This is a genomic window from Acinetobacter sp. ANC 4648 (assembly GCF_002135345.1).
GTDB lineage: Bacteria > Pseudomonadota > Gammaproteobacteria > Pseudomonadales > Moraxellaceae > Acinetobacter.
This window is the reverse complement of the sequence record NZ_NEGI01000001.1, coordinates 410425-436546: the sequence shown is the minus strand read 5'-3', so window position 1 is coordinate 436546 and position 26122 is coordinate 410425. Positions and strand designations below refer to the sequence as shown.

General features: G+C 39.7%; 20 protein-coding genes and 1 riboswitch. Of the genes, 15 read left to right on the top strand and 5 right to left on the bottom strand.

Annotation, left to right across the window (positions count from 1 at the left end; translation table 11 throughout):
* Positions 1 to 14 precede the first annotated feature (14 nt).
* Positions 15 to 157: riboswitch (yybP-ykoY riboswitch) on the top strand.
* A gap of 91 nt (positions 158 to 248) precedes the next feature.
* The 6 genes from B9T27_RS02025 (at position 249) to recJ (ending at position 7410) form a co-directional block, all read left to right on the top strand.
* Positions 249 to 824: a TMEM165/GDT1 family protein gene (locus tag B9T27_RS02025; RefSeq protein ID WP_086205184.1), complete on the top strand. Its 576-nt coding sequence runs from the start codon at positions 249 to 251 to the stop codon at positions 822 to 824.
* Positions 825 to 996: 172 nt separating this feature from the next.
* On the top strand, positions 997 to 1794 hold the full coding sequence (locus tag B9T27_RS02020; protein ID WP_086205183.1) for an MBL fold metallo-hydrolase: 798 nt from the start codon (positions 997 to 999) through the stop codon (positions 1792 to 1794).
* 327 nt (positions 1795 to 2121) lie between these two features.
* Positions 2122 to 3588 (top strand): IMP dehydrogenase, encoded by a 1467-nt coding sequence (gene guaB / locus B9T27_RS02015; RefSeq protein WP_086205182.1) that lies wholly within the window; start codon positions 2122 to 2124, stop codon positions 3586 to 3588.
* Between the two features lie 106 nt (positions 3589 to 3694).
* Positions 3695 to 5029 (top strand): phosphoglucosamine mutase, encoded by a 1335-nt coding sequence (gene glmM, locus B9T27_RS02010; protein ID WP_086205181.1) that lies wholly within the window; start codon positions 3695 to 3697, stop codon positions 5027 to 5029.
* A gap of 20 nt (positions 5030 to 5049) precedes the next feature.
* A complete protein-coding gene (pdxH, locus tag B9T27_RS02005) occupies positions 5050 to 5706 on the top strand; it encodes a pyridoxamine 5'-phosphate oxidase (protein WP_086205180.1) in 657 nt (218 codons plus the stop codon).
* On the top strand, positions 5707 to 7410 hold the full coding sequence (gene recJ / locus B9T27_RS02000; RefSeq protein ID WP_086205179.1) for a single-stranded-DNA-specific exonuclease RecJ: 1704 nt from the start codon (positions 5707 to 5709) through the stop codon (positions 7408 to 7410).
* 51 nt (positions 7411 to 7461) lie between these two features.
* Here the strand turns inward: recJ and B9T27_RS01995 are convergent, their stop codons facing one another.
* A complete protein-coding gene (locus tag B9T27_RS01995; protein ID WP_086205178.1) occupies positions 7462 to 8232 on the bottom strand; it encodes a putative porin in 771 nt (256 codons plus the stop codon).
* A 431-nt stretch (positions 8233 to 8663) separates the two neighbouring features.
* Between B9T27_RS01995 and prfB the strand changes: the two genes are divergently transcribed.
* The 5 genes from prfB (at position 8664) to B9T27_RS01970 (ending at position 13472) form a co-directional block, all read left to right on the top strand.
* A protein-coding gene (gene prfB, locus B9T27_RS01990) for a peptide chain release factor 2 (protein WP_143222555.1) occupies positions 8664 to 9759 on the top strand; the annotation gives its coding sequence in 2 pieces (ribosomal slippage) (positions 8664 to 8735 and positions 8737 to 9759; 1095 coding nt in all).
* A gap of 158 nt (positions 9760 to 9917) precedes the next feature.
* Entirely contained in the window at positions 9918 to 10217 is a 300-nt protein-coding gene (locus B9T27_RS01985; protein WP_086205176.1) for an ArsR/SmtB family transcription factor, read from the top strand.
* A 59-nt stretch (positions 10218 to 10276) separates the two neighbouring features.
* Positions 10277 to 11356 (top strand): alkene reductase, encoded by a 1080-nt coding sequence (locus B9T27_RS01980; RefSeq protein ID WP_086205175.1) that lies wholly within the window; start codon positions 10277 to 10279, stop codon positions 11354 to 11356.
* 94 nt (positions 11357 to 11450) lie between these two features.
* Positions 11451 to 12731 (top strand): 3-deoxy-D-manno-octulosonic acid transferase, encoded by a 1281-nt coding sequence (locus B9T27_RS01975; protein ID WP_086205174.1) that lies wholly within the window; start codon positions 11451 to 11453, stop codon positions 12729 to 12731.
* Between the two features lie 27 nt (positions 12732 to 12758).
* Positions 12759 to 13472, top strand: coding sequence for a 16S rRNA (uracil(1498)-N(3))-methyltransferase (locus B9T27_RS01970; protein ID WP_086205173.1), 714 nt, complete (start codon positions 12759 to 12761; stop codon positions 13470 to 13472).
* Here the strand turns inward: B9T27_RS01970 and B9T27_RS01965 are convergent.
* Positions 13455 to 14432 (bottom strand): mechanosensitive ion channel family protein, encoded by a 978-nt coding sequence (locus B9T27_RS01965; RefSeq protein ID WP_086205172.1) that lies wholly within the window; start codon positions 14430 to 14432, stop codon positions 13455 to 13457. The two genes, B9T27_RS01970 and B9T27_RS01965, sit on opposite strands and share 18 nt — an antisense overlap.
* A 556-nt stretch (positions 14433 to 14988) precedes the next feature.
* Here B9T27_RS01965 and acs point away from each other — a divergent pair.
* Complete coding sequence (gene acs / locus B9T27_RS01960) at positions 14989 to 16932, top strand: acetate--CoA ligase (protein ID WP_086205171.1); 1944 nt, start codon at positions 14989 to 14991, stop codon at positions 16930 to 16932.
* Between the two features lie 271 nt (positions 16933 to 17203).
* On the opposite strand, the gene msuE is transcribed toward acs, so the two are convergent.
* Complete coding sequence (gene msuE / locus B9T27_RS01955; protein WP_086205170.1) at positions 17204 to 17941, bottom strand: FMN reductase; 738 nt, start codon at positions 17939 to 17941, stop codon at positions 17204 to 17206.
* A gap of 377 nt (positions 17942 to 18318) precedes the next feature.
* On the opposite strand from msuE, the gene B9T27_RS01950 reads away from it, so the two are divergent.
* Positions 18319 to 18969 carry a response regulator gene (locus B9T27_RS01950; RefSeq protein WP_086205169.1) on the top strand — a complete coding sequence of 217 codons (651 nt, stop codon included), beginning with the start codon at positions 18319 to 18321 and terminating at the stop codon, positions 18967 to 18969.
* Positions 18970 to 19052: 83 nt separating this feature from the next.
* On the opposite strand, the gene B9T27_RS01945 is transcribed toward B9T27_RS01950, so the two are convergent.
* A complete protein-coding gene (locus B9T27_RS01945) occupies positions 19053 to 19820 on the bottom strand; it encodes a hypothetical protein (protein ID WP_086205168.1) in 768 nt (255 codons plus the stop codon).
* Between the two features lie 405 nt (positions 19821 to 20225).
* On the bottom strand, positions 20226 to 23717 hold the full coding sequence (locus B9T27_RS01940) for a PAS domain-containing hybrid sensor histidine kinase/response regulator (RefSeq protein WP_086205167.1): 3492 nt from the start codon (positions 23715 to 23717) through the stop codon (positions 20226 to 20228).
* Between the two features lie 185 nt (positions 23718 to 23902).
* Here B9T27_RS01940 and B9T27_RS01935 point away from each other — a divergent pair, with 185 nt between their 5' ends.
* Positions 23903 to 24235: a DUF485 domain-containing protein gene (locus B9T27_RS01935; protein WP_086205166.1), complete on the top strand. Its 333-nt coding sequence runs from the start codon at positions 23903 to 23905 to the stop codon at positions 24233 to 24235.
* A 1-nt stretch (position 24236) separates the two neighbouring features.
* A complete protein-coding gene (locus B9T27_RS01930; protein WP_086205165.1) occupies positions 24237 to 25952 on the top strand; it encodes a cation acetate symporter in 1716 nt (571 codons plus the stop codon).
* Positions 25953 to 26122: the final 170 nt, after the last annotated feature.

Genomic DNA, 26122 nt, shown 5'->3' with positions numbered 1-26122 from the left:
AGCTTTAGAATGATAAGCACTTCATTGGGGAGTAGCCACTTTTTACGCAAAGTAAAAAGGTGATGATCAACATAATTGTTCAACAGAACATGGTCATCATAGCAAAGAACCAATTTAGCTGTTGATTCAGCTATATTTTGTTGGCAAGACCTTTGATTTACCACTCCGCATCGGATAGTTAAAACTATTCTAATAGGCTAGCGGGAGGGGTAGGTCATCGGTAATTTTTGCTAGCCTGGATCGATAATATGCAAGAACTTCTCTCCTCGACCCTGATTGTTGCTTTAGCTGAAATGGGGGATAAAACCCAATTACTCGCTTTGCTGCTCGCGGTACGATTTAAAAAGCCAGTCCCTATTATTCTCGCAATTCTTGCTGCAACACTGATTAATCATGGTATTTCAGCTTTATTGGGTCAATGGATTACTGAAGTGGTGAGTCCGCTATGGTTAGTTTGGATTTTAGCACTGGGCTTTATTGCAATAGCATTCTGGATGCTGATTCCAGATCAGCTTGAAGATGAAACTGCAAGTATCAATAGATGGCAAAAATATGGGGTTTTTGGCGCAACCTTTATTTTATTTTTCCTTGCTGAAATTGGTGATAAAACTCAAATTGCGACGGTAGCTTTAGCTGCTAAATATGACAGTGTTATTTTAGTGACCATAGGTACAACTCTTGGTATGTTAATCGCGAATGTTCCTGCAGTATTGATTGGTGATAAATTTGCGAATCGATTACCGATTGCAACGATTCATAAAGTTAGTGCAGTTATTTTTCTCGTATTCGGTATCGCTACACTGGTGAAATATTATTTCTTTTAAAAGTTAAACCATTTTTAAAGCCCAATGTCATCATTGGGTTTTTTTATTGATGCAAAAAAATTATTTTTCTTTAATTTTAGTTGTCTATTTATTGTAACTTTTAAAAATTCCTTATATCTTATATGGGATTAATAACAATTTATTTTAAAAAGATTTTTGGGGTTTGTATAGCATGGTATTTGAGCGCACAACATCACAAGTATTATTTGATAATGGTACGCATAAATGCATTAGTTTTACCAGTTTAGTCAAAGGGGAAGGCGTTCAAGCGAACCAATTTTTAATTTTAGATCATGAGCGAGCTGCTGTACTCGATCCAGGTGGCGACTTGACTTATGTGCCATTAACGATGGAACTGAATCGCTATACTCGGCTACAAAATCTTGATTATGTTATGGCATCTCATCAAGACCCCGATATTATTACTTCAATGCCACGTTGGTTAGTGTATACCGATGCCAAAGTCGTAGCTTCTAAACTTTGGGCACGTTTTTTACCGCACTTAAATTCAGCATTTATGAGCGATCGGATGAAAGGCGGTTGGCTTGAACGCTTGATTGAACTTCCTGACCAAGGCGGTGTGATTCCATTGGGCGAATGCCGTATTATTGTTGTACCGGCACATTTTTTACATTCAGTCGGTAATTTTCAATTTTATGATCCGATTGCGAAAATTTTATTTTCAGGTGATATGGGGGCTTCGATGGTGGAGGATGCCTCTATTCCTTTAGATAATTTCGCAGCACATATTCCTAAAATGAAAGGATTTCATCAACGTTATATGTGTTCCAATCGCATTATTCGTTTATGGGTCAAAATGGTGCGGCAAATGGATATTGAAATGATCGTACCGCAGCATGGCACGCCTTTTGTAGGTAAAGAGATGATTAATGAGTTTTTAGATTGGATTGAAAATTTACAATGCGGAATCGATTTGATGGATGAGACTGTTTTTACTTGTCCTGAATAAAAAATCAAAAAAATTGAGTTGAAAACCACTTTTTAAAATTCTGTAAAGAAAAATTAATTTTGAGTATGCGAGTTTTAAAGGGTGGGGCAAATTTTAAGGCCAGTTATGGATTCCATGGCTTAAATGTCATTTAAAACAATGAAAATTGAACCCAGTCATGATCTGGTTCAGTATCCAATAGATACAGTGCTCATGAGTTTGTGCAGAAATATGTTCAGTACAATCCAATGCTCTGTAATTTATAAAAGAATAAAACCTAGCAATAAAAATGAAATTTAAATAGAAATTTGTATATAATAGCTCACGGAAATTACCAGTGAGACTGTTATGTTGACTATCGTTCAAGAAGCCCTAACCTTCGATGATGTCTTATTACTCCCTGCCTATTCAACTGTCCTTCCAAAAGATGTCTCCTTAAAGACACGCCTGACTCGTGGCATAAATCTGAATATCCCTTTAGTTTCAGCAGCAATGGATACTGTGACTGAGTCACGTATGGCAATTGCGATGGCGCAAAATGGCGGTATTGGTATTCTTCATAAAAACATGGATATTTCTGCACAAGCTGCTGAAGTGCGCCGTGTGAAAAAATTTGAAGCGGGAATGGTTAAAGATCCGATTACTGTGACACCTGAAACCACAGTTCGTGAGCTCATTGCAATTACTCAAGCCAATAACATCAGCGGTGTACCAGTTGTTAAAGATGGCAAAGTGGTGGGTATTGTAACGGGTCGTGATACACGTTTCGAAACGAATTTAGAACAACCTGTTAGTAAAATTATGACAGGCCAAGACCGCCTTGTAACTGTACGTGAAGGCGAGTCTAAAGAAAATATTCAAGCATTATTGCAAAAAAACCGCATCGAAAAAGTATTGGTGGTCGGTGAAAATAATGAATTGAAAGGCTTAATTACGGTGACCGATTTCCGTAAAGCTGAGCTTTATCCATTAAGCTGTAAAGATGACTTAGGTCGTTTACGCGTTGGTGCAGCAGTAGGTACAGGGCTGGACACACCAGCACGTGTTGAAGCATTAGTCGAAGCTGGTGTAGACGTGATTGTGGTTGATACCGCACATGGTCATTCAGCAGGTGTAATAGAACGTGTTCGTTGGGTGAAAGCTAATTATCCTCAAGTACAAGTCATTGGCGGAAATATTGCTACTGGTGATGCGGCGCTGGCTTTATTGGATGCGGGTGCTGATGCCGTTAAAGTCGGGATTGGTCCTGGTTCAATCTGTACGACTCGTATTGTTGCGGGTATCGGGATGCCACAAATGTCTGCGATTGACAGTGTTGCCAATGCATTAAAAGGTGAAATTCCTTTGATTGCAGATGGTGGTATTCGTTTCTCTGGTGACATCGCGAAAGCAATTGGTGCTGGTGCAAGTACGATTATGGTTGGTTCACTCATGGCGGGTACAGAAGAAGCACCTGGTGAAGTTGAATTCTTCCAAGGCCGTTATTATAAAGCGTACCGTGGTATGGGCTCATTGGGTGCCATGGCGGGTGCGACGGGTTCTGCTGACCGTTATTTCCAAGACTCGAAAGCGGGTGCTGAAAAATTGGTACCAGAAGGCATTGAGGGTCGTGTACCTTACAAAGGTCCAATGGGTAACATTGTGCATCAAATGATGGGTGGTTTACGTTCATCAATGGGTTATACCGGTTCTGCGACGATTACAGATCTACATCAGAATGCACAGTTTGTAAAAATTACTTCTGCAGGTATGCAAGAGTCACATGTACATGATGTAACGATTACTAAAGAAGCACCGAACTATCGTGTTGGTTAATCTTTGGTAGTGTTTTGAGTGAAAAAGGCCGTCAGTTTATGACGGCTTTTTTATTTTGGTGTACAGTATTGCGATTGAAGAAAAGATCATAAAAAGTGGGTAAAAAATGAGTTATTTCGGTACAGATGGAATTCGCGGAAAATTTGGTGAACTTCCAATTACCCCTGAGTTTGCACTTAAATTAGGATTTGCGGCAGGTAAAGTATTAAAACAATTGAGTCCGAAATCTAAACCGATTGTTGTTTTGGGGAAAGATACACGCCTTTCAGGCTATATTTTAGAAGCAGCACTCCAAGCGGGTTTAAATGCAGCGGGTGTATATGTACACCTTTTGGGACCATTACCGACACCTGCAATTGCACATTTAACCCGTGCTTTACATGCTAATTTAGGCATTGTGATTTCAGCATCGCATAATCCTTATTTTGATAATGGGATTAAATTTTTCTCGGCAGAAGGTAAAAAATTACCAGATGTTGTGCAGGAAGCAATTAATCAAGAATTAGAAAAAGAAATGGTGATAGATGACACCGCAAATTTGGGTAAAAGTGTGCGTGTGAACGATGCCAATGGGCGTTATATCGAATTTTGTAAATCTACATTCCCGTACCATTTTGATCTGCGTCATTTAAAAATTGTGGTGGATTGTGCCAATGGGGCAGCTTATAGCGTAGGCCCTTCAGTCTTCCGTGAGTTAGGCGCGAAAGTAATTGCACTGAATGTTGAACCAAATGGTTTAAATATTAATGAAAACTGTGGTTCGACGCATCCAGAGCATTTACAAAAAGCAGTGCTAGAACATGACGCCGATTTAGGCATTGCTTTTGATGGTGATGCGGATCGTGTCGTGATGGTTGATCGTCATGGTCACTTGGTGGATGGCGATCATATTTTATATGTGCTCGCGACACAGGCAGCGCATAAACCTACAGGTATTGTTGGCACGGTCATGAGTAATATGGCCTTGGAATTGGCTTTAGAAAAAGCTCAAGTTCCATTTGTGCGTGCTAATGTGGGTGATCGTTATGTATTACAAAAGTTAGAAGAACATGCATGGGTGATTGGTGGTGAGCCATCGGGTCATATTCTTACACTGGATAAAAGCACCACAGGGGATGCGATTATCGCAGCATTACAAGTGCTAACAGTGATGGTGGAACAGAATAAAGGGCTGGATCAACTAACTGAAGATTTTAAATTATTTCCAAATGTGTTGGTGAATGTACGTTTACAACAAATGTTTGACCCATTTGCAGTTCCAGCGTTGGTTACAGAATTTGATCGAGTGGAAGCACAGCTGAAAGGTCGTGGCCGATTATTGATTCGTAAATCGGGTACGGAACCTGTGATCCGTGTTATGGTTGAAGGTAATGATTTGCAAGAGGTGACTACTCTAGCAAATCATTTGGCTGATGCAGTACGTCAACAAGCTGTTGCTTAAGTATTGAAAGGTAAGGTGTCATGAATGATGTGATTAAAGATTTAAGTGAGCTTCGTCTGACTTATGAAAAAGATGCACTTTATGAAGAACGTGTGGCTGAAGATCCACATCAACAGTTCCTCATTTGGTTTAATGCTGCTTTAGCTGCAAAACTTCATGAACCCTATGCCATGTCTATCGCAACTGCCGATGCTCAAGGTAGACCACATTTACGTACAGTATTGTTACGTGGTGCAACGGAACTAGGTTATGACTTTTATAGTAATTATGATAGTCAGAAAGGTTTAGATTTAGCTGTAAATCCTTATGCTGAATATTTATTTTATTGGCCTGAGCTAGAGCGTCAGATTCGGATTAGTGGCCGTGTTGAAAAAATTTCGGTTGAAGAATCAAAGGATTATTATCTTAAACGACCACGAGATAGCCAAATTGCTGCACATATCAGCACACCACAAAGTGGCGTCATTGAAAGTCGTGAATTATTGGTACAACGCTTTCAGGATTTACAGCATCAAGTTGCAGATCTGCAACAACTGGAAAAACCAGAGTTTTGGGGTGGATACCGTTTGCTGCCGATCCATTATGAGTTCTGGCAAGGTCGCCCTAACCGTTTACATGACCGCTTGAGTTATGAACAGCTAGACGGTGTTTGGAAATTACAACGATTGATGCCATAAATGCAAAACATAGAAATTAAACAACGACCATTTTTGACACGCCCTGAAAACTTTCAGGGCGTGTCAGTCTTTATGGCTGATATTTTGGCACGCCGTGGTGTGCAATCTGAGCAAGAACTGGATTTAAAGCTCAAGTATTTATTGGCACCCAGTATGAAAGGTTTAGATCAAGCCATTCAGATGATAGATATCGCGATTGATCAACAGAGAAAAATAATCATTGTCGGTGACTATGATGCAGATGGTGCAACCAGTACCGTATTAATGATTCTTGCATTACGTGAAATGGGAGCCCGTGTTGAATATTTAGTACCCGATCGGTTTAAGTATGGCTATGGTTTAACCCCTGCGATTGCAGATTTGGCATTTGAAAAATTTCAGCCTGAGCTATTGATTACAGTGGATAACGGCATCTCCAGTCATGCTGGTGTAGCACAAGCGCAAATGCATGGCATGCAGGTAATTATTACAGATCATCATCTGACCACCAAAGAAACACCCAAAGCTGAAGCGGTGGTAAATCCCAACCAGTTGGGGTGTAATTTTCCGAGCAAAGCTTTGGCTGGCGTAGGGGTCGCTTTTTATATATTGGCGAAGCTTTCTAGTTATCGTGCGAAATTAGCTAAATCGACTACCAAAATAACGCAATATTTAGATTTAGTGGCATTGGGAACCTATGCCGATGTGGCGAGTTTAGATTATAACAATCGAATTCTGATCGATGCTGGTTTAAAACGGATTCACCAACATCAGTGTCGAGCTGGAATCAGTGCGTTATTGGATATTGCAGGACGTGATCCATCGGAATTAAAAGCACAAGATTTAGGTTTTGTCCTAGGGCCACGCATTAATGCTGCCGGTCGAATGGAAACGATGGATATAGGGATTGAGTGTTTACTTGCAGAAGATATGCAAACGGCTTATCTATTGGCACAGCAACTGAATGATTTGAATTTAGAGCGGCGCCAAGTTGAAGCACAAATGAAGCAACAGGCTTTAACTGAATTGGCACATCTTCATTTGGATCCGGAAAATTTACCCACGGCATTGGTAATGTTTGATCAGCAATGGCATCAGGGCGTGATAGGGATTGTTGCAGGTCGTTTAAAAGAGCAATTTCATCGTCCTAGTCTTGTATTTGCTGCAGATCAAGATGGGATTCATATTAAAGGTTCCGCGCGCTCAATTGATGGGGTGCACATTCGAGATATGATTGAAAAAGTCGCAGAACAATATCCAGATTTGGTTAGTCACTTTGGTGGTCATGCCGCGGCGGCAGGTTTAACCTTGAAAAGGGAAAACTTTGAAGCATTTAAACAGGTCTTTTTAACGCTGATTCAAGAGCTAGATACTGATTTATTTCAGGCTGTTTTATGGACAGATGGCGAATTGCCAGTGAATGCCTTGAATTTAGATACAGTCGATATGATTGAACAATTGGGGCCTTGGGGACAGAAATTTCCTTCACCTATTTTTGAAGGTTATTTTCAAGTTTTAGAGCATCGGTGGTTAAAGGAAGTTCATTTAAAATTAAAATTATCTTTGGGCAATGGCCAGTCTGTCGATGCCATTGCTTTTAATGCATTGGATAAGTTTGCTTTTGATCCAAGCGTTGACATAGTGCGCATTGTTTATGAAATGGATAAAAATCAATTTAACGGGAAAGTCAGTTTACAATTGAGATTACTGCATTTACAGCAATAAAAAAATCCGCGCTTATGGCGCGGATTTTTTTATTGCTTCGAACTGTAAGACTTAGAAACGGTATGCTGCGCGTACACCATAAGTGTTGTCATCATTACCGAAACCAACACGACCTTCAAGGCTCACTTGCTGATTTAAGAATTTTTTTGCAGAAAGACCAAATTCATCATGATCTGTTAGACCGTTATTGTAGTAGTCAGCACCGACGCTAAGTGTTTTATCAAGGTAGTAGTCACCACGAACACGGTACTCATCCAAGTCGCCAAATGCAGCGCCAGCTTCTAAGTTAATATCTTTACCATTACCTAAAGTAGTTACATATTTAGCACGGATCGTTGGATCTGCACCATCATCACCATGTTTGGCATCATAACCTTTCACACCCGCTGCGATTAATAAACCTGGTGCAGGTAAATAACCAACTTCAGCAGCATAAGTCGTTACTTTAAGATCAATGTTCGTATTATCAACTTTACGTTCATTACGGCCGACATCACCACTGAGGTAAAAATCGCTATTTGGAACAAAATATTCAGCGCCAACAGCATATTCTGTGTTTTTGACATCGTTATTGTTGCCATAGTTCACTTGTGCTTTAACATTGCTCGCACGATCTAGGAATGCTGCTTCATTTAAAGGTACATTACGGGTTTGAACTGGATTGAAGTAGTAAGTTCCATCTACACCAAAATTATGAGTTCCATCAAAATCATCCCAATCAGTGTAAGTATAAGAACCACCAACTTCTGCTTGGTACGCGTTTGCTGTACCAGACATTGCTAACGCAGATAAAAGTGCGGATGCAATTGCTAATTTTTTCATGGTGATAACCCCTCTGAAAGTTTTGCTAGATTAGATACATTTTTTGTTACAACTTCAGTCTAATTTAAATTTCATCAAGGTCAATCCTAGCAAAGTAACAGAACTGTAATGTTGGTAATTTCTTGTAATTTAATTAATGTAATATATTGATTTTAAATGATTAATTTTAATGTATTGTTTTATTAAAATTGTGGATTTAATGTGTGGTTATTGAAAGTATGATTCATAATGGCAATTATTGTTCAAAAAATAATCTATTAAAATAATGAAAGACTTAAAATATTAAGTATCAAGTATTGGCAAAATAAAAGGTGCTTTGAATGATTATTTAAGAAAATTAGCCACTTTTTGAACAAATACGCATATTCTGTGTAGATCATTTATCTCTATGTTAGAATTACGCCGTTTAAAAACCGAATAGGATTAACCTCGTGGAAATCAATCCATATCTAAACCAATTAAAAGACTTAAATGACCGTGGTCAAACACTACGGGGGTATCTTTGACTACGATCTGAAGAAAGAGCGTTTAGAAGAGGTTCTCCGCGAGTTAGAAGATCCAAGTATTTGGAATGACCAAAGCCGTGCACAAGCAATGGCGAAAGAAAAAGGCGAACTCGAAAACGTTATTAACGTTTTAGAAGGCTTATCTACTCAACTAGAAGATGCTCAAGCTTTACTTGATTTGGCGGTTGAAGCAGACGATGAAAGTTTGCTTGAAGATGTACAAGCTGAATTGAGTGCTGCTGAAGAAGAATTAGCCAAACTTGAATTCCGTCGTATGTTCAGCAATCCAATGGATCCTAACCCTTGCTATGTAGAAATTCAAGCGGGTTCAGGTGGTACAGAAGCACAAGATTGGGCTTCAATGTTATTGCGTATGTATTTACGTTGGATTGAACGTCATGGCTTTAAAGCAGAATTGATGGAAGAATCTGACGGTGATGTAGCAGGGATTAAATCTGCAACGATTCGTGTGGAAGGCGAATATGCCTATGGTTGGTTGCGTACCGAATCGGGTGTGCATCGTCTGGTGCGTAAGTCACCTTTTGACTCAGGTAACCGTCGTCATACTTCATTCTCAGCGGTCTTTGTTTCTCCCGAAGTTGATGACAATATTGAAATTGACATTAATCCTGCCGATGTTCGTACGGATACTTATCGTGCATCTGGCGCAGGTGGTCAGCACATTAACAAAACTGATTCTGCGGTACGTCTAACGCATGCACCGACGGGTATTGTCGTGGCGTGTCAGAATCAGCGTTCACAACATGCCAACCGTGATCATGCGTGGAAACAATTACGTGCCAAACTGTATGAACGTGAAATGAAAATTCGTACTGATGCCGCACAAGCACTTGAAGATACTAAGTCAGAAATAGGTTGGGGCAGTCAAATTCGTTCATATGTACTTGATGACTCACGGATTAAAGACTTACGTACTGGTGTTGAAAGCTCGAATACGGGTGCTGTACTGGATGGTGATTTAGATAAATTTATTGAAGCAAGCTTAAAACAGGGCTTGTAATTTAAATTTATAATAGAAGCAAGGTGTTATCTGTATTTTGCGAATATATCCAAAAAAATCGATATTAAAATCGGTAAAATACGATATATTGGTATCAAGATGCTGGATAGCACTTTGCCGATTCATTTTTTAAATGTTGTATTAAATGTGTCTGGACTATGGATATAGATTTAATTTTTAAAGCCTTAGCAAATCCGACTCGCCGACAAATATTGGAATGGTTGAAATCACCTGAACAATTTTTGTCGGAAGAGCAATGTGGTGGCTTTAATCGTGGTATCTGCGCAGGAAATATCGAAAAACTCGGTAATGTTTCTCAATCCACAATGTCGAATCATTTATCTGTTTTACAGCAGGCAGGTTTAATTCAAGCGGAAAAATACGGGCAATGGTCCTATTTTTCTCGCAATGAAGTGCTTATTCAGCAATACATTGAATATCTGAAAAACTCACTTTAAAACAAATCACTCAACTTCCTTTATGTTGATTTGTTCAATAGGTGAGTCATGAGGCATATATGGCTGAATTTAACACTCCTCTCATTCTTGGCAATTTACATCTTAAAAATCGCGTGGTAATGGCCCCTCTAACTCGTAGTCGTGCAACAGTCGATCGCGTTCCAACAGCAATGATGGCAACTTACTATGCGCAGCGCGCAAGTGCAGGTCTGATCATTTCCGAAGCAATAGTCATTTCTGAAGCAGCGAATGGCTATTTAAATACACCAGGTTTGTTCACTGATGCACAAGTTGCAGGTTGGAAAAAGGTCACAACAGCAGTACATGATCAAAAGGGTTTAATTGTCGCGCAGTTATGGCATGTCGGTCGGGTTTCGCATCCAGACCTATTGGGTGGTGAAACGCCTGTTTCTGCGAGTTCAGTTCAGCAGGCTGGTCAGGTTAGTCTATTACGTCCAAAACGTGAATATGTGGTGCCACGTCCACTTAAAATTTCTGAAATAAAAACTATTGTTGAACAATTTAAACAGGCTGCTATCCGTGCCAAAGAGGCCGGTTTTGATGGCGTGGAATTACATGCTGCCAATGGTTATCTGATTGACCAATTTTTGCAAAGTTCGACCAATCAACGTGAAGATAAATATGGGGGTTCAGTCGAAAATCGTGCCCGTTTATTGCTTGATGTTATGGATGTCTTGATTGAGGTTTGGGGGGCAGGACGCGTTGGTGTACATTTAGCACCTCGTGGTGATGAGCATGATATGGGTGATGATCATCCTAAAGACACTTTCGGTTATGTCATGCAAGAGTTGGGCAAACGTCATATCGCTTTCTTCTTTACTCGTGAGTATATTGATAGCGAAAGTATTAGCCTTGATATGAAACAGCATGCAAATGGCATAGCGTATATTGCTAATATGCGTTTAAGTCGTGATGATGCGATGGATTTATTGGCTTCTGGCAAAGCAGAGGCAGTCTCATTTGGTAAGGATTATATTGCGAATCCTGATTTATATGAGCGTTTAGTGCAAGATGCACCGCTCAATGAATTGGTATTTGATAATATGATTGGAACTGATGTTGCTGAAGGTTATATCGATTATCCAACATTGGCTGAAAGTTTAGTAACTTCAGGATAACGACACAAACGCTTGCATCTTATGAGCATTATTCATTAACAACTGAATAATGCTCTGTTATATTCGGCGATTGAATTTATTTTAGGGCATCTGTTTGGCTACTCCTTTTTGGTACAACATCGCATTAGCAATCATCAAGCCTTTGTATCAATGGCGGATTAAAAAACGTGCCTTAAATTTAGAGCAATATCAACAAGAATGTCTTGAACGTTTTGGCCCATTTCAAACGCCTAAAAATAAAAATACTATTTGGTTTCATGCCGTTTCGGTAGGTGAAACTAATGCCGCACAACCTTTAATTGAGCATTATTTAAAATTAGGTCATGCCATTCTTGTGACCAATACTACCCAAACAGGACAGGCACGAGCTAAATCATTATTCTTAAAAGCACCGTATCAAGATTTATTTCAAGCTGTATATTTACCTGCAGATCAGAAACATTTAGTTCAAGCCTTTTATGCAAAGTATCAGCCTAAGATTTTAGTTTTAGTTGAAACAGAATTGTGGCCAAATTTGCTAGATCAAGCCCAGCAATTTCAAGTGCCGTGTTTATTGGTGAATGCTCGTCTTTCTGAAAAGTCAGCGCAGGGTTATCGTAAAGTACCGAGTTTGACGGCTCCAATGCTACAAAAATTGGATGATTTATTGGCGCAAGATTTAGCAACGCAACAGCGTTTTATTAGCTTAGGTATGCCTAAGCAAAAGACCCAAGTTTTCGGTAGCATTAAATTTGATATTTCTGCGCCAGAAATAGTTATTCGGCAAGCCCAACAATTGAAGCATAATTGGAGTTTGGCGAAGCGTAAAATTATGATTATTGCCAGTACACATGCGCCTGAAGAACAATTATTGTTGACTGCTCTTAAGCCTTATTTAGAGCAGCATGCTGAGATGCTGTGCATTGTTGTTCCTCGTCATCCTGAACGTTTTGATGAGGTCTTTCAGATCGCTCAAAGTTTAAACTTAACGACCCAACGTCGCAGTTTAGGGCAAGAGATACTCGCTGATACACAAGTATATTTGGCGGATAGTATGGGTGAGCTCTGGTTATGGTATGCATTAAGCCAAGCTTGTTTTGTCGGGGGATCTTTGAATCAACCAGGTGGTGGGCATAACATTTTAGAGCCAATGGTACTGAATGTACCCACCGTGATTGGGCCAAATTGTGTAAATTTTCAAGCGATTGTGCATGAATTTTTACAAGCAGATGCTATTAAAGTTGCTCAATCTGCAGCAGAGGTTGTACAGATCTTATTACAATATCTTGAAGATTCGAATGTTTCAGACAGGCTCAGTCAGCATGCGATGCAAGTTTTAGAGCGTAATAAAGGTTCATTACACAAGCATATTGCTGTGATTGATCAATATCTTTAATTCAATATAGAAATTGGTACATATACCATGAACATGGTCCTTTTAGACTCGCGCCAGACCGAATCAGCATTGTGGTCCATTACTTCTAAACGTCAAATTGAACATTTAAAAACACATGTCGATATACAGGTCGGGGATACTTTAAAAGTTGGTGTTCGTGAGGGTAAGCGTTATTTAACTGAAATTGTTTCTATTTTAGAGCACGTTATTCAAATTAAACCGATTCAAGAAGAATCAGTTCCTGCCAAATTACCCGTCACGTTAATTGTGGCTTTACCACGGCCTAAAGTTTTACGACGCTTGATCATGGACAGTGTCACTTTAGGTGTAGCTAAAATTATTCTGATCCACAGTTATCGAGTTGATAAAAGTTATTGGCAAACTCCATTTTTACAGCAACTTGAACATTATGTGACGTTAGGTCTAGAGCAAGCTGGAGATACCATTGCACCTCAAATTGAATTGTATAAACGATTTAAGCCTTTTGTCGAAGATATTTTACCCACGTTGATTTCAGAAGAACAACCTGCTTACGTGGCGCATCCTTATGTAGAGCAGAGTATGCCATTGGGAATTAATCATCCTTGCAGTATCGTGATTGGCCCAGAAGGCGGATTTATCCCCTATGAAATTGATCTGCTCATAAAAAACGGCTGCCACGCATTCAGCTTAGGCAACCGAATTATTCGCACTGAAACCGTGATTCCTTATATTTTAGGACGATTATTTAGCACGTGTTAAATGAGTATCGTCAATAGATGAATCAGTACGAGACATTTTCACTTCCTGCACTGGATATGGAATTGAAATATCATGTTTCGCAAAGGCTTCCAATACGCGTTCCTGAACTTCACTGATAGATGCTGATGTTGAGGTTTCCGTAGTGTCTACCCACCACTGGACTTTTAAGTTGATCGAAAAGTCAGCTAAAGCGGATACATTGACGCTAAAACTGGGTTGACTCAAGATAGTTTGGTCTTTATCTAGAATTTGTAAAATAATCTTTTTGGCTTGCTGTATGTCATCTTCATAACCAATGCCTACGCTAAACTCACAACGACGACGTTGATAAGCTGTATTGACCGTGACTGCACTGGTATATACCGTTGCATTCGGAATAACAATGCGACGACCATCAGGCGAATGTAGGAAGGTTGCACGAATTTGAATATCTTCAACTGTACCTTCCATATTATTGACAATAATGCTGTCGCCAATTTGGAACGGCTCACCAAGTAAAATCAGAATACCTGAAAGCATATTTTGAAAAATATCTTTGAATGCAAAACCAATCGCAACCGAACCAATTCCTAAGGCACTCATCAGTTGACCTGGGGTGAATCCCGGAATTGCAATTACCATGGCAATCAAGAAACCAAAGAAAATAATAAAAGTACTGCCAACTCGGTTTAGTACCAAGACTAAGTTTTGTCGGGTATAAGAACGATTTTCTAGCGTTTTACGGACAAAAAGTTTGAACAGTTTAGACAGTAACCAAAAAATAAAGAGCACGATAAGGGCAATGCATAAATAGGGCATGCGTTCCCAAAATCCATCGACGAATTTATCAATCGTGGAATAGGCATCATTGTATTTTGCAGTGTGTTCAATGACTGATTTTGCAGTTTTTTCACCTGCAGTATGAATCAATTGTGTGGTGCCTTGAGCGACCTCACTTAAGGTATTTGCTTCTTCAGCCACAATGTTGTCCAATAAAAAAGTTGCGCTATTTTGCCTGAATTTTTTACGAAATAAAGGATATCAAGTGATGAATTCATTCACCGTTAGCTAATTGTTATATTTCATCCAAGATTATTCAAATTCAATTGTGCATCTATTGATGTTCAAAATAGATGAAGTCGATGCAGTTCAAGTGAATCATAAGGTTGCTGACTTCATTGTTCCATTCGAAAGTAGCTCATAGAGGAGATGTTTTTTAAATAATGGAGGATATTTTGAACTGACTCTAATACGATCTAAATTGGTTGATTCGGTAAGGAAATGTTAATTTTAAAAAAAAGGCTACGATTCTCTACAGATAAAATATAAGATTAAAAAACCAGCAGTGTGACTGAAATTTAAAATAATTTTAAACATCCGTAAAATAAATCTCATGGATGGAATTTATCCAAGCTCTACGACAGAAGTATAATTGTTTAGCAATTTGCATGGTTGTCATACTGAATTTATGCACGTAATAAAATCAATAATGTAGGCATACATCTCGAGATGAGATGCATAATGAAGGATCTATAATATGAAAGAAATCTATCCAGTACCGGAAGTCTTTGCAAAAACGGCAAGGACCAATGAACAACAATATTTTGAGCGGTATCAGTATTCCCTCGCTCATCCAAATGAGTTTTGGGCAGAAGCAGCAAACAAACTGGATTGGATGAAGCCTTTTACACAGGTTAAAAATACTAATTTTAATAAAGATAATTTTAAAATTGAATGGTTTGCAGATGGAGAGTTGAATGTCAGCAGTAATTGTTTGGATCGTCATTTAAAAGAGCATCCGCATAAACCAGCCATTATTTGGGAAGGGGATCATCCATCACGACATAAAATTATTTCCTTCGAAGAATTGCATGATGAAGTGTGTCGTTTAGCCAATGTTTTGAAAAAAAATGGAATTAGTAAAGGTGATCGTGTCGTTTTATATATGCCGATGATTCCAGAAGCGGCCATTGCGATGTTGGCTTGTACCCGAATTGGTGCAGTCCATTGTGTGGTCTTTGGAGGTTTTTCCCCAGATTCATTGGCAAGCCGTATAGATGATAGCCAAGCCAAATTGGTGATTACTGCTGATTCGGGTATGCGTGGTGGTAAAAGTATTCTACTGAAAGAAAATGTCGATGCTGCACTTCAATTGGAGGGTACTGGTTCCGTTCAGAATGTGCTGGTGGTTCATCGTACTGGAAACTCGATTACCATGCAGACTGGTCGTGACTTGTGGTATCACATGGAAATCATGACCGTAAACGATATTTGTCCGCCTGAGCCAATGAATGCTGAAGACCCTCTTTTCATTCTTTATACATCGGGGTCGACGGGGAAACCCAAAGGAGTGTTACACACTACCGGCGGATATTTGACTTATGTAAACACCACTTTTCGTGAAGTATTTGATATAAAACAAGATGATGTGTTTTGGTGTACAGCCGATGTCGGTTGGATTACTGGGCATTCGTATGTACTGTATGGACCACTGTCTAATGGTACGACGACAGTGATGTCAGAAGGTATTCCACAGTATCCAACATGGGCACGTACTGGGCATATTGTAGATAAGCATAACATCACCATTTTATATACTGCACCGACTGCGATTCGCGCCATGATGCGTGAAGGTGATGCTTTTGTACGTGAAAGTGATCGCAGTAGTTTACGCCTATTGGGTTCAGTCGGTGAACCGATTAACCCGGAAGCGTGGAATTGGTATTATACCGTGGTGGGTGAAAGTCGCTGTCCAATTGTTGATACATGGTGGCAAACAGAAACAGGTGGGATTTTAATTTCACCCTTACCCGGTGCAACTGCTTTAAAGCCAGGCTCGGCGACTCGGCCATTTTTTGGTATACAGCCTGGGTTAGTTGATGCTGAGGGGCATGAGCTGGAAGGGGAAGCAGAAGGTAATTTAATTGTTAAAGACTCATGGCCAGGTCAAATGCGGACAATTTGGGGAGATCCTGAGCGGTTTATCGATGCATTTTTCTTAACCTATCCTGGTAATTATTTTACTGGAGATGGTGCGCGTCGTGATAAGGATGGCTATTACTGGATTACAGGTCGTGTCGATGATGTGTTGAATGTATCTGGGCATCGTTTAGGTACTGCAGAAATTGAAAGTGCATTGGTTGCACATGAGAAAGTAGCTGAAGCCGCAGTGGTCGGTATGCCACATCAGATCAAAGGCCAGGGCATTGCAGTGTATGTGACTTTGCAAGCTGGTGAAGCTGAAACAGAAGTATTACGTCAAGAGTTGGTTGGTTGGGTGCGCAAGGTTCTCGGCCCAGTGGCCACACCAGATGCAATTTATTGGGCACCATCCTTACCAAAAACACGTTCTGGAAAAATCATGCGCCGAATTTTACGTAAGATTGCAGCCAATGAATTGGATAGTTTAGGTGATACTTCAACCTTGGCTGATCCAAGTGTCGTGGATCAATTGATTATTGAGGTAAGAGCAAATTCATAGCATGTGCATGTTGGAAAAGCAGCGGTATACATTTTTTGATTTATTTTGCATTTTTCTTGGATTGATATAACTTAATACTGCTAGAGCATATTTAGCAGTATTTTATTATTCCAATAGATTGCCTATTATTAATTCCAAATTTTACTGTTCATGACACGAAAAAATCCCTCAAACCGAGTTTTGAGGGAAAGTGGATCAACCATTATTCTTATTTATTGTCGTTTTAATAACACAGCTTCAAAGTAGATTGATTGTTTAATGAATGAATCTATTAAATAAATTGAGTCTGAGGGAGTTGGGTCTCACTGTTCAATTGAGATTCGGCTGTATCTACCTTATGGGCTCTAGTAGAAAGTAAAAGCTGTTTTAGTTCAATTTGGCTATTGATATCAATATTTTGAGTGGCCTGTAGAGTCTTGCTTTTAACCACTACAGCATGTAGACCATTGCTTGCTGTCCATTCCAAAATTGGTAGGGCACGCGCTACTGCGAGTGTAATGCGCTCTTGGATCGCTTCACTTTTAATCGTGTATTCAGGTGTAAAATCTAGATCTGTTGCATAGACGCCAATGGGTAAAGTTTGTGCCTGAAAGAAACTGAATAGTGGACGCAATTGATGTTCGAGTATCAGTGCATGCCGGTCACTCCCGCCAGATGCTGCAAGCAATACAGGTACATTCACCAAAGCAGTCGGTTCGACAAAATCAAAAAAGTGTTTGAATAAACCAGTAAAGGAAGCACGATAAACTGGTGTACCTACAATTAATGCATCTGCTGCTTCTACGGCAGCTAAATCATCTTGAATATTTTGAGGAAGTTGATGACGATAAATTGCACCCCCGAGTAATGCTCCAATAATACTGAATTTAATAAAATGAACCTTAATGGGGATGGCTTGACCCAATTCATCTAAAATTGCTTGTACCAGACTTTCAGTCTTGGACGGATGATTTAAACCACCCGAAACGGCAACGATGTTCAGTGGTTTTTTCTGTGCAGAAATCGACATTTTATTAACCCGATAGAAGTGGTCTTAGGAGTGTCTTCATTAATCACGATCAAGCAATACGCTGTAAAATAAGCAAAAAAAAATAGTTTATCTGTTTTGCATATATCGATCTTTTTTGTGTTATTTTTAACAATTCTGATCAATAACGCATTGATGTGCTTTGTTATATTTTTAGAGTATAAGTAACTAATTTTTTTATCTTTATTTTATAATCATAAATGATATTCTTATCTAAAGCTAAATGAATTCCCTAAAAATTAGAGGGATTTATATTTTAAGTCAGCTGTTTATTCAAAAAAACGTTCATATTTACGTATCCTTAATAGCAATAGTGCGGTTAGAATCAAACTCTGTGCTAGAGATATCTCGCTTCGCTTATGAATATTTTAATCGTTGATGATCACCCACTGTTTCGCCATGCTTTAATTCAAGCAGTCCGTTATAGTTTTCCTCAGGCTCAAATTCATGAAACTGCTGCAGTGAATGAATTTTATGAGCGCTTAGAAAATGGTCCTGAACCAGATTTAGTTTTACTCGATTTAAATTTACCCGGTGCATCTGGTTTTTCAGCATTGGTTCACGTTCGTGCGCAGTACCCATCGTTACCGATTATTGTAGTGTCTGCACATGAAGACTCTTCGATTATCCAGCGTGCTATTGCACATGGGGCAATGGGTTATATTCCAAAGTCAGCCCATCCAAGTCATATTGGTGAAGCAATTCGTCATGTCTTAGAAGGGGATATTTGGTTACCCCCGAACTTACCTGCTAATATGAACTTTGACCCACGGGCAGCAGAAGAAACAGCTTTGGCTGAGCGTATTCAATCACTGACACCACAGCAGTTCCGAGTGTTGATGATGGTGGCTGAAGGCTTGTTAAATAAGCAAATTGCTTACGAGTTGGAAGTGTCTGAAGCCACGATTAAGGCCCATGTCACTGCAATTTTCCGTAAATTGGGTGTCCAAAATCGAACTCAAGCAGTTTTGGCTATTAGTGCCTTGAATATTGAAGAAAGACGCGTTTAAATATAATACATGATGTTAAAAAAGACCTGAATGAAGGTCTTTTTTATGTGTTTAATTTAAGTTAATGTCTATTTAAAGAGTTGTTAAGCTAAACAGTCTTGTTTCGCAATTAAATCGGGACAACCTAATGGATTTAAAGCACATTGTAGATCATCCATTTGCTCTTGAGTGACATAGCCTTTCGCTTTTAAATATTCTGCAACACGGTCATCTCTTAAGCTCAAGAAAGTGGCATCATAAACCCCTAAATCGACAAATAGTGCTGCCGTTTCCAGACTATTAAAACGATCAAGGAAAATATCATTGCCATACATTAAGAAAATATGATCATAGTCTGCATGCACATTGACGCCTAAACGATTGGCTAAAATTTGCGGGGCCGTTTTAATAAACAATAAATCTGAAAGTTCATCAAACTGTGTCATGTCCAGCTCATTATTGCCAGATTTAACTTTACCTAACCATGCTTTAAAAACCAAAACAGCACCACCACGGAGTAACATACTCCAAATTTGATGCCTTACTTCCTCATTTAAATTCTTACATTCAGCTTCAAGCAATTGCATCAGTTTTTCTTCTTGCTGAGCCAATTTGTCGAATAATCCCAAACCTTGTGGTTGGTAAGCGGTGGAGGTAAATACATCAAATTTGAGCTCATCAAAAACTTGCAGAGCTAAAGGAACAGCATTGCGATACAGTGTGTCTAAGGCTTGAAGCTGAATTGAATTTAACTTACTGTCCTTAAAAACCTCTGTCCAATTAATTTCAGGTAACATTGCATTGACACCATATTGGCGATGCAGTTGTTGAGATTGATAGCTAGGTGCTAGCGTGGTATTTGAAATATTCATGTTGAGCGCCTCATTTTAATCGTGATGCTTCAATTTTTATCGCCACATCCATGAGCGTTTAAAAGTGAATCAATAATGATTCATTTATGATTTATCTTAGAAGCAATAGGAATATGACTAAAGTTGTATATGTCGATTTTATTGATTTAACTTTATAATTTTCATTATCTTATGAAATTGTAACTAAGTATACAAGTGTTCACTTATTATTTTGATGCTATTTGCCATAGAAAATAAGGGGATGATTTTTTTGGTCAATCAAAAGTGCTGGATTGAGTTCAATTTTGAAAACTTTTGCCTAAAACCTAAAATAAATTGCTATTCAGCTGAATATTGAGCCAATGTATGTATCAAAAGTCCATATCCTAGTGCAGATATGGACTTTTGATATTTTTAATCACAGTGCTATTTAGAAATTTTTAACCCAGACAACCATGATCGTAATGATGCAGGTTTTAACGGTTTTCTTAATAATACGACATTTAACTCTTTTAATCGTTGCGGTAGTTCAGGATCAGAATCTGCGGTAATTAATGCCACAGGTACATTTTCTTGACGCTGTTCTAAAATAAAGTCTAAACCGATTTTACCTTGATTTAAATGCTGATCGACTAACCATACTTGAATGTTTTCTTGCTGAATTAATTGCAGCGCTTGCTCAGGTTCTGTGGCTTTAAAAACTTGATAGCCCCATTTGGTCAGCAAGGTCGACATTCCATCTAAGATATTTTCATCATTATCTAAGCATAGAATCTTGTAGGCTTTAGTTTTTAAGGGCACAGCTTGAACAGGTGCTGCAATGATTTGTGGTGCATCTACAATCGGAACTTCGATCATGAAACATGAACCTTTTCCAAGCTCAGAATAGACATTAACAGGGTAATCCAACAGACTGGTCATGCGTTGTACAATCGCTAAACCAAGTCCAAGACCTTGTTCTCCCCATGGGGAGGTATGGCCACAACGTTCGAACTCTTGGAACAGTTTAATACGTTGTTCTTCTGCAATACCTGGACCCGTATCCCAAACCCCGATGCGAATATGACGGGGATGTTGAGATGAGCGTAATACCCCAACTACTACTCGACCTTTAGCCGTATAGCGCAGTGCATTACTCACGAAGTTTTGAATAATACGACGAATCCATTGCGGATCTGTATTAATCCAAAATTTCACATCATGAACTTTAAATTGAATATTACGTTGCGCAGCTATTGATTTAAATTGTAGTTCTAAATCATGCAGTAAATCATGTAGCGGATAGGCTTGGCGATTGGGTTGAAGGCTACCTCCTTCTAACCGTGCAATATCTAAGAGGGCAGACAGCATACTCTCTGCACCATGTAAGGCACGATCCAATTGCTGTAGCGTTTTACGATCTTCCTCTGATTGTACACTTTGTTCCAATGCGGTACTGAAGAGTCGAGCAGCGTGCATCGGTTGTAATAAGTCATGACTGGCCGCGGCAATAAAACGACTTTTTGACATATTGGCACGGTCGGCTTGTTCACGCGCCAATTGTTGTTCAGAGAGGGCATTGGCTAATTGTTGGGTTCGATCAGAGACACGGGCTTCAAGAATAGCTTCGTTTTCGCGGAAAGCAGTAATATCAGCAAAAGTGGTGACAAAGCCACCGCCCTCAATCGGATTACCACGCATTTGAATGACTCGACCGTCTTTTCGAATCCGCTCAAACTCATGCGCACTTCCAACTTTCATCCAATGCATCCGCTTGCGGACATGCTCATCAATAGAGCCAGGGCCGCATTCACCGCGTTCAGCGTTATAACGAATCAAATCTGAAATAGGGCAGCCGACATAGACTAAATCTTTTGGATAATCAAAAAGTTTAAGATATTGATTGTTCCAAGCGACCAAGCACATATTTTCATCGACTACACTGACCCCTTGCGTCATATGGTCAATCATGGTCATGATCAAGTTTTGGTTGAAGCGTTGCCATTGTGAGGCTTGATCTAGAATATTAGCGACTTGCCCCAAGGCTAAACCATTATTCACCATGGCAGTGGTGAGTAAAGTCCGTGCTGATGCAGCACCAATGGTTCCTGCTAGATATTGTTCGGTAAAGCGCCACCACATGCCATTGGCACTGCTGTTTTCATTCAGTACCAGCTTATTCATGTTACAAAATTGTTGAAAGGCCTGTACGGTTGGACCTTCACCAGTAATCCGCTTCGCCAGTGTAATCAAATCCCCCACTTTTAAGCGTGCAACATCATGCTGTAGATAATTAATATCGGTCGCTGTGTTTTGAGCAGGCAGAGGTTTAGTTTCGTAATAAAAAAAGCTTTCCGCTTGTATTTGTTCAGCAATACTCGGGCGGTAAATTCTAGAGATCCAAATAAATAAAAGAATATTTAAACCAAGTGCCCAAGTGACCCCATGAGTGAGGGGTGCAAATGATTCAAAACCCAATAATGCCTCGGGACGTAACCATGTAATGCCAAAAGGTCCTAACGTTAAAAACTGCTGAGCAAATTGGCTATACTCAATGGGGAGGCTGCGTAAAATTGTTGGCAGGAGCAGTGTATAGGTCCAGAGTACAAAACCGACCACTAAGCCCGCATAGACGCCTTGTCGACTTCCACCACGCCAATATAATCCTCCAATGAGGGCAGGAGAAAACTGTGCAACAGCACTAAAGGCCAATAAGCCAAAGGTTGAGAGTTGGTCAATATCATTAAAGAAGTGGAAGAATAAGAAACCGAAGAACATCACCGCCAAAATACAGACGCGCCGTGTAAATTTAAGCACTTGTGGTAAGCGTTTATCATGCCGTGATAATAAATTAAAACGCCATAATGCCGGCATGATTAAGTCATTACTCAGCATGATTGATAATGCGACGGATGAAACCAATAACATCCCTGTTGATGCGGAAAAACCACCGAGAAACGCCAACAAGGTCAGCCATTCTTGGTTATAACTGAGTGGTAAAGATAATACTGCGACATCTGGAATAGAGAGATAGGCCGGAGCCGTATGCAGAGCCCAACTGGCAATAGGAATAATCGCAAAAATGGTTAAAATCAAATAAGCTGCAAACCAGCGGCGTGCGCCACGAATATGCTTTTCATCACGTAATTCAACCACAGCAACGTGAAATTGGCGTGGTAAGCAAATAATCGCTAACGCAGCTAATAATGTTTGCACCCAGAATGTTTCAGGTACACCAAAGCGTTGTACGTCATGAAAACTTTTACTGACATCATGCGAAATTTGAATAATATTTTGTGGAGACTCAAAGATGAAGAAAAGTGCGACGCATAGGAGTGCAAAAAGTTTTACAAAGGATTCAAAGGCGACCGCTAACATTAAGCCACCATGCTGCTCAGTATTGGCAATTTGCCGAGTACCAAACATCATCGCTAATATTGCCAGTACCGCAGTTAGTGCTAGAACACCATTGGTAGTGGCAGAAGCCACTTGGGTATTCTGCTCCAAGATTACCGAGGCACTGAGCGCAATGGCACGGAGTTGCAGAGCCAAATATGGAATAATGGCAATTACAGCCAGAATGGTCACTAAAGAGGCTAGGGTGCCACTTTTTCCGTAGCGTGCCGCAACAAAGTCGGCAATAGAAGAAATCGCATGATGTTGTCTGACGCGACCTAAACGTCGCCAAATATCATAGCCCAGCCCAACAAATAATAATGGTCCCAAATAAATGGGTAAGAAGATAATGCCTTCACGAACAGCAGCTCCTGTTGCGCCATAAAACGTCCATGATGAGCAATAAACACCCAATGTTAGACTAAAGAGAAGCATCCGCCCACGCGTGCTTAAACGACTCGCGTGCTTCTCTCCAAAAAATGCGCAAACAAATAAAACTAAGATATAAAGGGCTAGAACCCCAATAATCAACCAACTGTTCATAAGGACTACGGCTTAAAATTCTGTGGCTATAATAGCGCATACGTGAACTGACACGTTCATGTTGATCAAAATTTAACGACCAAAGTCTAAGTTACGAGAGCTATACAACATTGTTAACTTTAGGTACGTAATAAAAATATTAAAAAAGCAACCAGTGGACTGGTCGCTTATTATGGAGCATGGTTATGGATGAGAGACAGGTAGAACAGATTCTACAAAATCCAAAATTCAAAGAAATGGTTGCTAAAAAGAGCAAATTGAGCTGGACACTTACAGCAATTATGTTGTTTGTTTATGTTGGATTCATGCTTTTAGTTGGCTATAACAAAGAATTTTTAAAGAGTTCATTTGATGGTGGTGTAGTTACATGGGGAATTCCGTTAGGTCTCGGAATTATTGTATTGTCCTTTGTTTTATGTGCTGTGTATTCATTTATTGCTAACCGGTCATTGGATCAACTCAATGCAGAAGCAATGAAAGAAGTGGAAGCAATTGCTCATGAAAAAGGAAACCACTAAGATGAAATTGAATTCATTAAAATCGAAGGCATTTATTGCTTCCACAGCACTGATGTCGACATTGGTTAAAGCAAGTCCTGACTTAGGTGCAGCAGAACAACAAGCCACAAATTGGCATGCGATTATCATGTTTGTAATTTTTGTAGCGTTTACTTTGGTGATTACTAAGTGGGCTGCAAAACAAACGACTAGTACCCAAGATTTCTATACTGCAGGCGGTGGTATTTCTGGTTTTCAGAATGGTCTCGCGATTGCAGGTGACTATATGTCAGCGGCATCCTTCCTTGGTATTTCTGCATTGGTGTTTAGTTCAGGTTTTGATGGCTTACTGTATTCACTTGGCTTTATGGTCGGTTGGCCGATCGTACTATTCTTGGTGGCTGAACGTTTACGTAACCTCGGTAAATATAACTTATCTGATGTAGTTTCATTCCGCTTGGAAGAAAAACCAGTTCGTACTTTAGCTGCGATTAGTTCTTTGGTTGTTGTTGCATTCTATTTGATCGCTCAAATGGTGGGTGCAGGACAGCTAATCAAATTACTGTTTGGTTTGAACTATAACATTGCTGTAGTGATCGTCGGCCTTCTCATGATGGCTTACGTTATCTTTGGTGGTATGTTAGCAACCACTTGGGTGCAAATCATTAAAGCAGTGATGTTGCTTTCCGGTGCAACTTTCATGGCATTTATGGTAATGAAGGGTGTTGGTTTTAGCTTTACTACGATGTTTGAACAATCGATTCAAGTGTTCAGTAAAGTACATGATATTAGTATAGCTGAAGCTAGTAATATTATGGGGCCTGGGAAACTAGCGGCAAATCCATTAGATGCTCTATCTCTAGGTTTGGCACTCATGTTTGGTACGGCAGGTTTACCTCATATTTTAATGCGTTTCTTTACTGTTAAAGATGCTAAAGAAGCACGTAAATCAGTTGTGGTAGCAACAGGCTTTATTGGTTACTTCTATTTATTAACCTTCATCATTGGTTTCGGTGCGATCCTTTTCGTATCAAACAACCCACAATTTATTGATGTTGCAAAAATGGCAGTCACTGGCAAATTAGAGCTCGTGGGTGGTAACAACATGGCTGCAGTTCACTTAAGTGATGCTGTTGGCGGTGATTTGTTCATGGGCTTCATTTCAGCAGTGGCATTTGCAACGATTCTTGCCGTTGTCGCTGGTTTGACATTGTCTGGTGCTTCAGCAATTTCACATGACTTGTATGCAAACGTAATTAAAAAGGGTCAAACGACTCCTGAATCTGAATTGCGTATGTCGAAAATTGCAACACTTGGTCTTGCAATTTTCGCCATGATCTTGGGTATTTTATTCGAGAAACAAAACGTTGCATTCATGGTGGGGTTAGCATTCTCGGTTGCGGCTTGTGCAAACTTCCCAGTACTTGTGCTGTCGATGTTCTGGAAAGGCTTAACAACGCGTGGTGCGGTGATTGGTGGTGTCGTAGGGCTAGTTACAGCCGTCACTTTAATTATCTTATCTAAAGCCGTTTGGGTAGATACTTTAAAAATCTCTGATACTGCTGTGAATCCATTTAATGGCCCTGCAATTTTTGCTATGCCATTGTCATTCTTCTGCTGTTGGTTGTTCTCTGTGACTGATCATTCAGCACGTGCACAAGCAGAACGTAAAGCATTTGATGCACAGTTTGTACGTTCACAAACAGGTATTGGTATCTCTGGTGCTTCTGATCACTAAGTGATATTTGAGAAGTTATCGTCTAGAGTAAAAAGAAAAAGCCCCTTATTGGGGCTTTTTCTTTACATGAGTTTAATTACAGATATTCGCTTCACTTACTCAGTACCACTTACAATTAGTGACCAGATGTTTTATTTTTTCGAATAGCTGATTTAATTCATTATATTCAA

Bases quoted from the DNA above. Each gene is read 5' to 3' on its own strand.
- B9T27_RS01930 (WP_086205165.1), top strand. From the start codon at position 24,237: ATGAAATTGAATTCATTAAAATCGAAGGCATTTATTGCTTCCACAGCA.
- recJ (WP_086205179.1), top strand. From the start codon at position 5,707: ATGCAAAACATAGAAATTAAACAACGACCATTTTTGACACGCCCTGAA.
- glmM (WP_086205181.1), top strand. From the start codon at position 3,695: ATGAGTTATTTCGGTACAGATGGAATTCGCGGAAAATTTGGTGAACTT.
- pdxH (WP_086205180.1), top strand. From the start codon at position 5,050: ATGAATGATGTGATTAAAGATTTAAGTGAGCTTCGTCTGACTTATGAA.
- B9T27_RS01940 (WP_086205167.1), bottom strand. From the start codon at position 23,717: ATGAACAGTTGGTTGATTATTGGGGTTCTAGCCCTTTATATCTTAGTT.
- msuE (WP_086205170.1), bottom strand. From the start codon at position 17,941: ATGTCGATTTCTGCACAGAAAAAACCACTGAACATCGTTGCCGTTTCG.
- B9T27_RS01970 (WP_086205173.1), top strand. From the start codon at position 12,759: ATGAACATGGTCCTTTTAGACTCGCGCCAGACCGAATCAGCATTGTGG.
- B9T27_RS01935 (WP_086205166.1), top strand. From the start codon at position 23,903: ATGGATGAGAGACAGGTAGAACAGATTCTACAAAATCCAAAATTCAAA.
- B9T27_RS01985 (WP_086205176.1), top strand. From the start codon at position 9,918: ATGGATATAGATTTAATTTTTAAAGCCTTAGCAAATCCGACTCGCCGA.
- guaB (WP_086205182.1), top strand. From the start codon at position 2,122: ATGTTGACTATCGTTCAAGAAGCCCTAACCTTCGATGATGTCTTATTA.
- acs (WP_086205171.1), top strand. From the start codon at position 14,989: ATGAAAGAAATCTATCCAGTACCGGAAGTCTTTGCAAAAACGGCAAGG.
- B9T27_RS01945 (WP_086205168.1), bottom strand. From the start codon at position 19,820: ATGAATATTTCAAATACCACGCTAGCACCTAGCTATCAATCTCAACAA.
- B9T27_RS01980 (WP_086205175.1), top strand. From the start codon at position 10,277: ATGGCTGAATTTAACACTCCTCTCATTCTTGGCAATTTACATCTTAAA.
- B9T27_RS02025 (WP_086205184.1), top strand. From the start codon at position 249: ATGCAAGAACTTCTCTCCTCGACCCTGATTGTTGCTTTAGCTGAAATG.
- B9T27_RS01950 (WP_086205169.1), top strand. From the start codon at position 18,319: ATGAATATTTTAATCGTTGATGATCACCCACTGTTTCGCCATGCTTTA.
- B9T27_RS02020 (WP_086205183.1), top strand. From the start codon at position 997: ATGGTATTTGAGCGCACAACATCACAAGTATTATTTGATAATGGTACG.
- B9T27_RS01995 (WP_086205178.1), bottom strand. From the start codon at position 8,232: ATGAAAAAATTAGCAATTGCATCCGCACTTTTATCTGCGTTAGCAATG.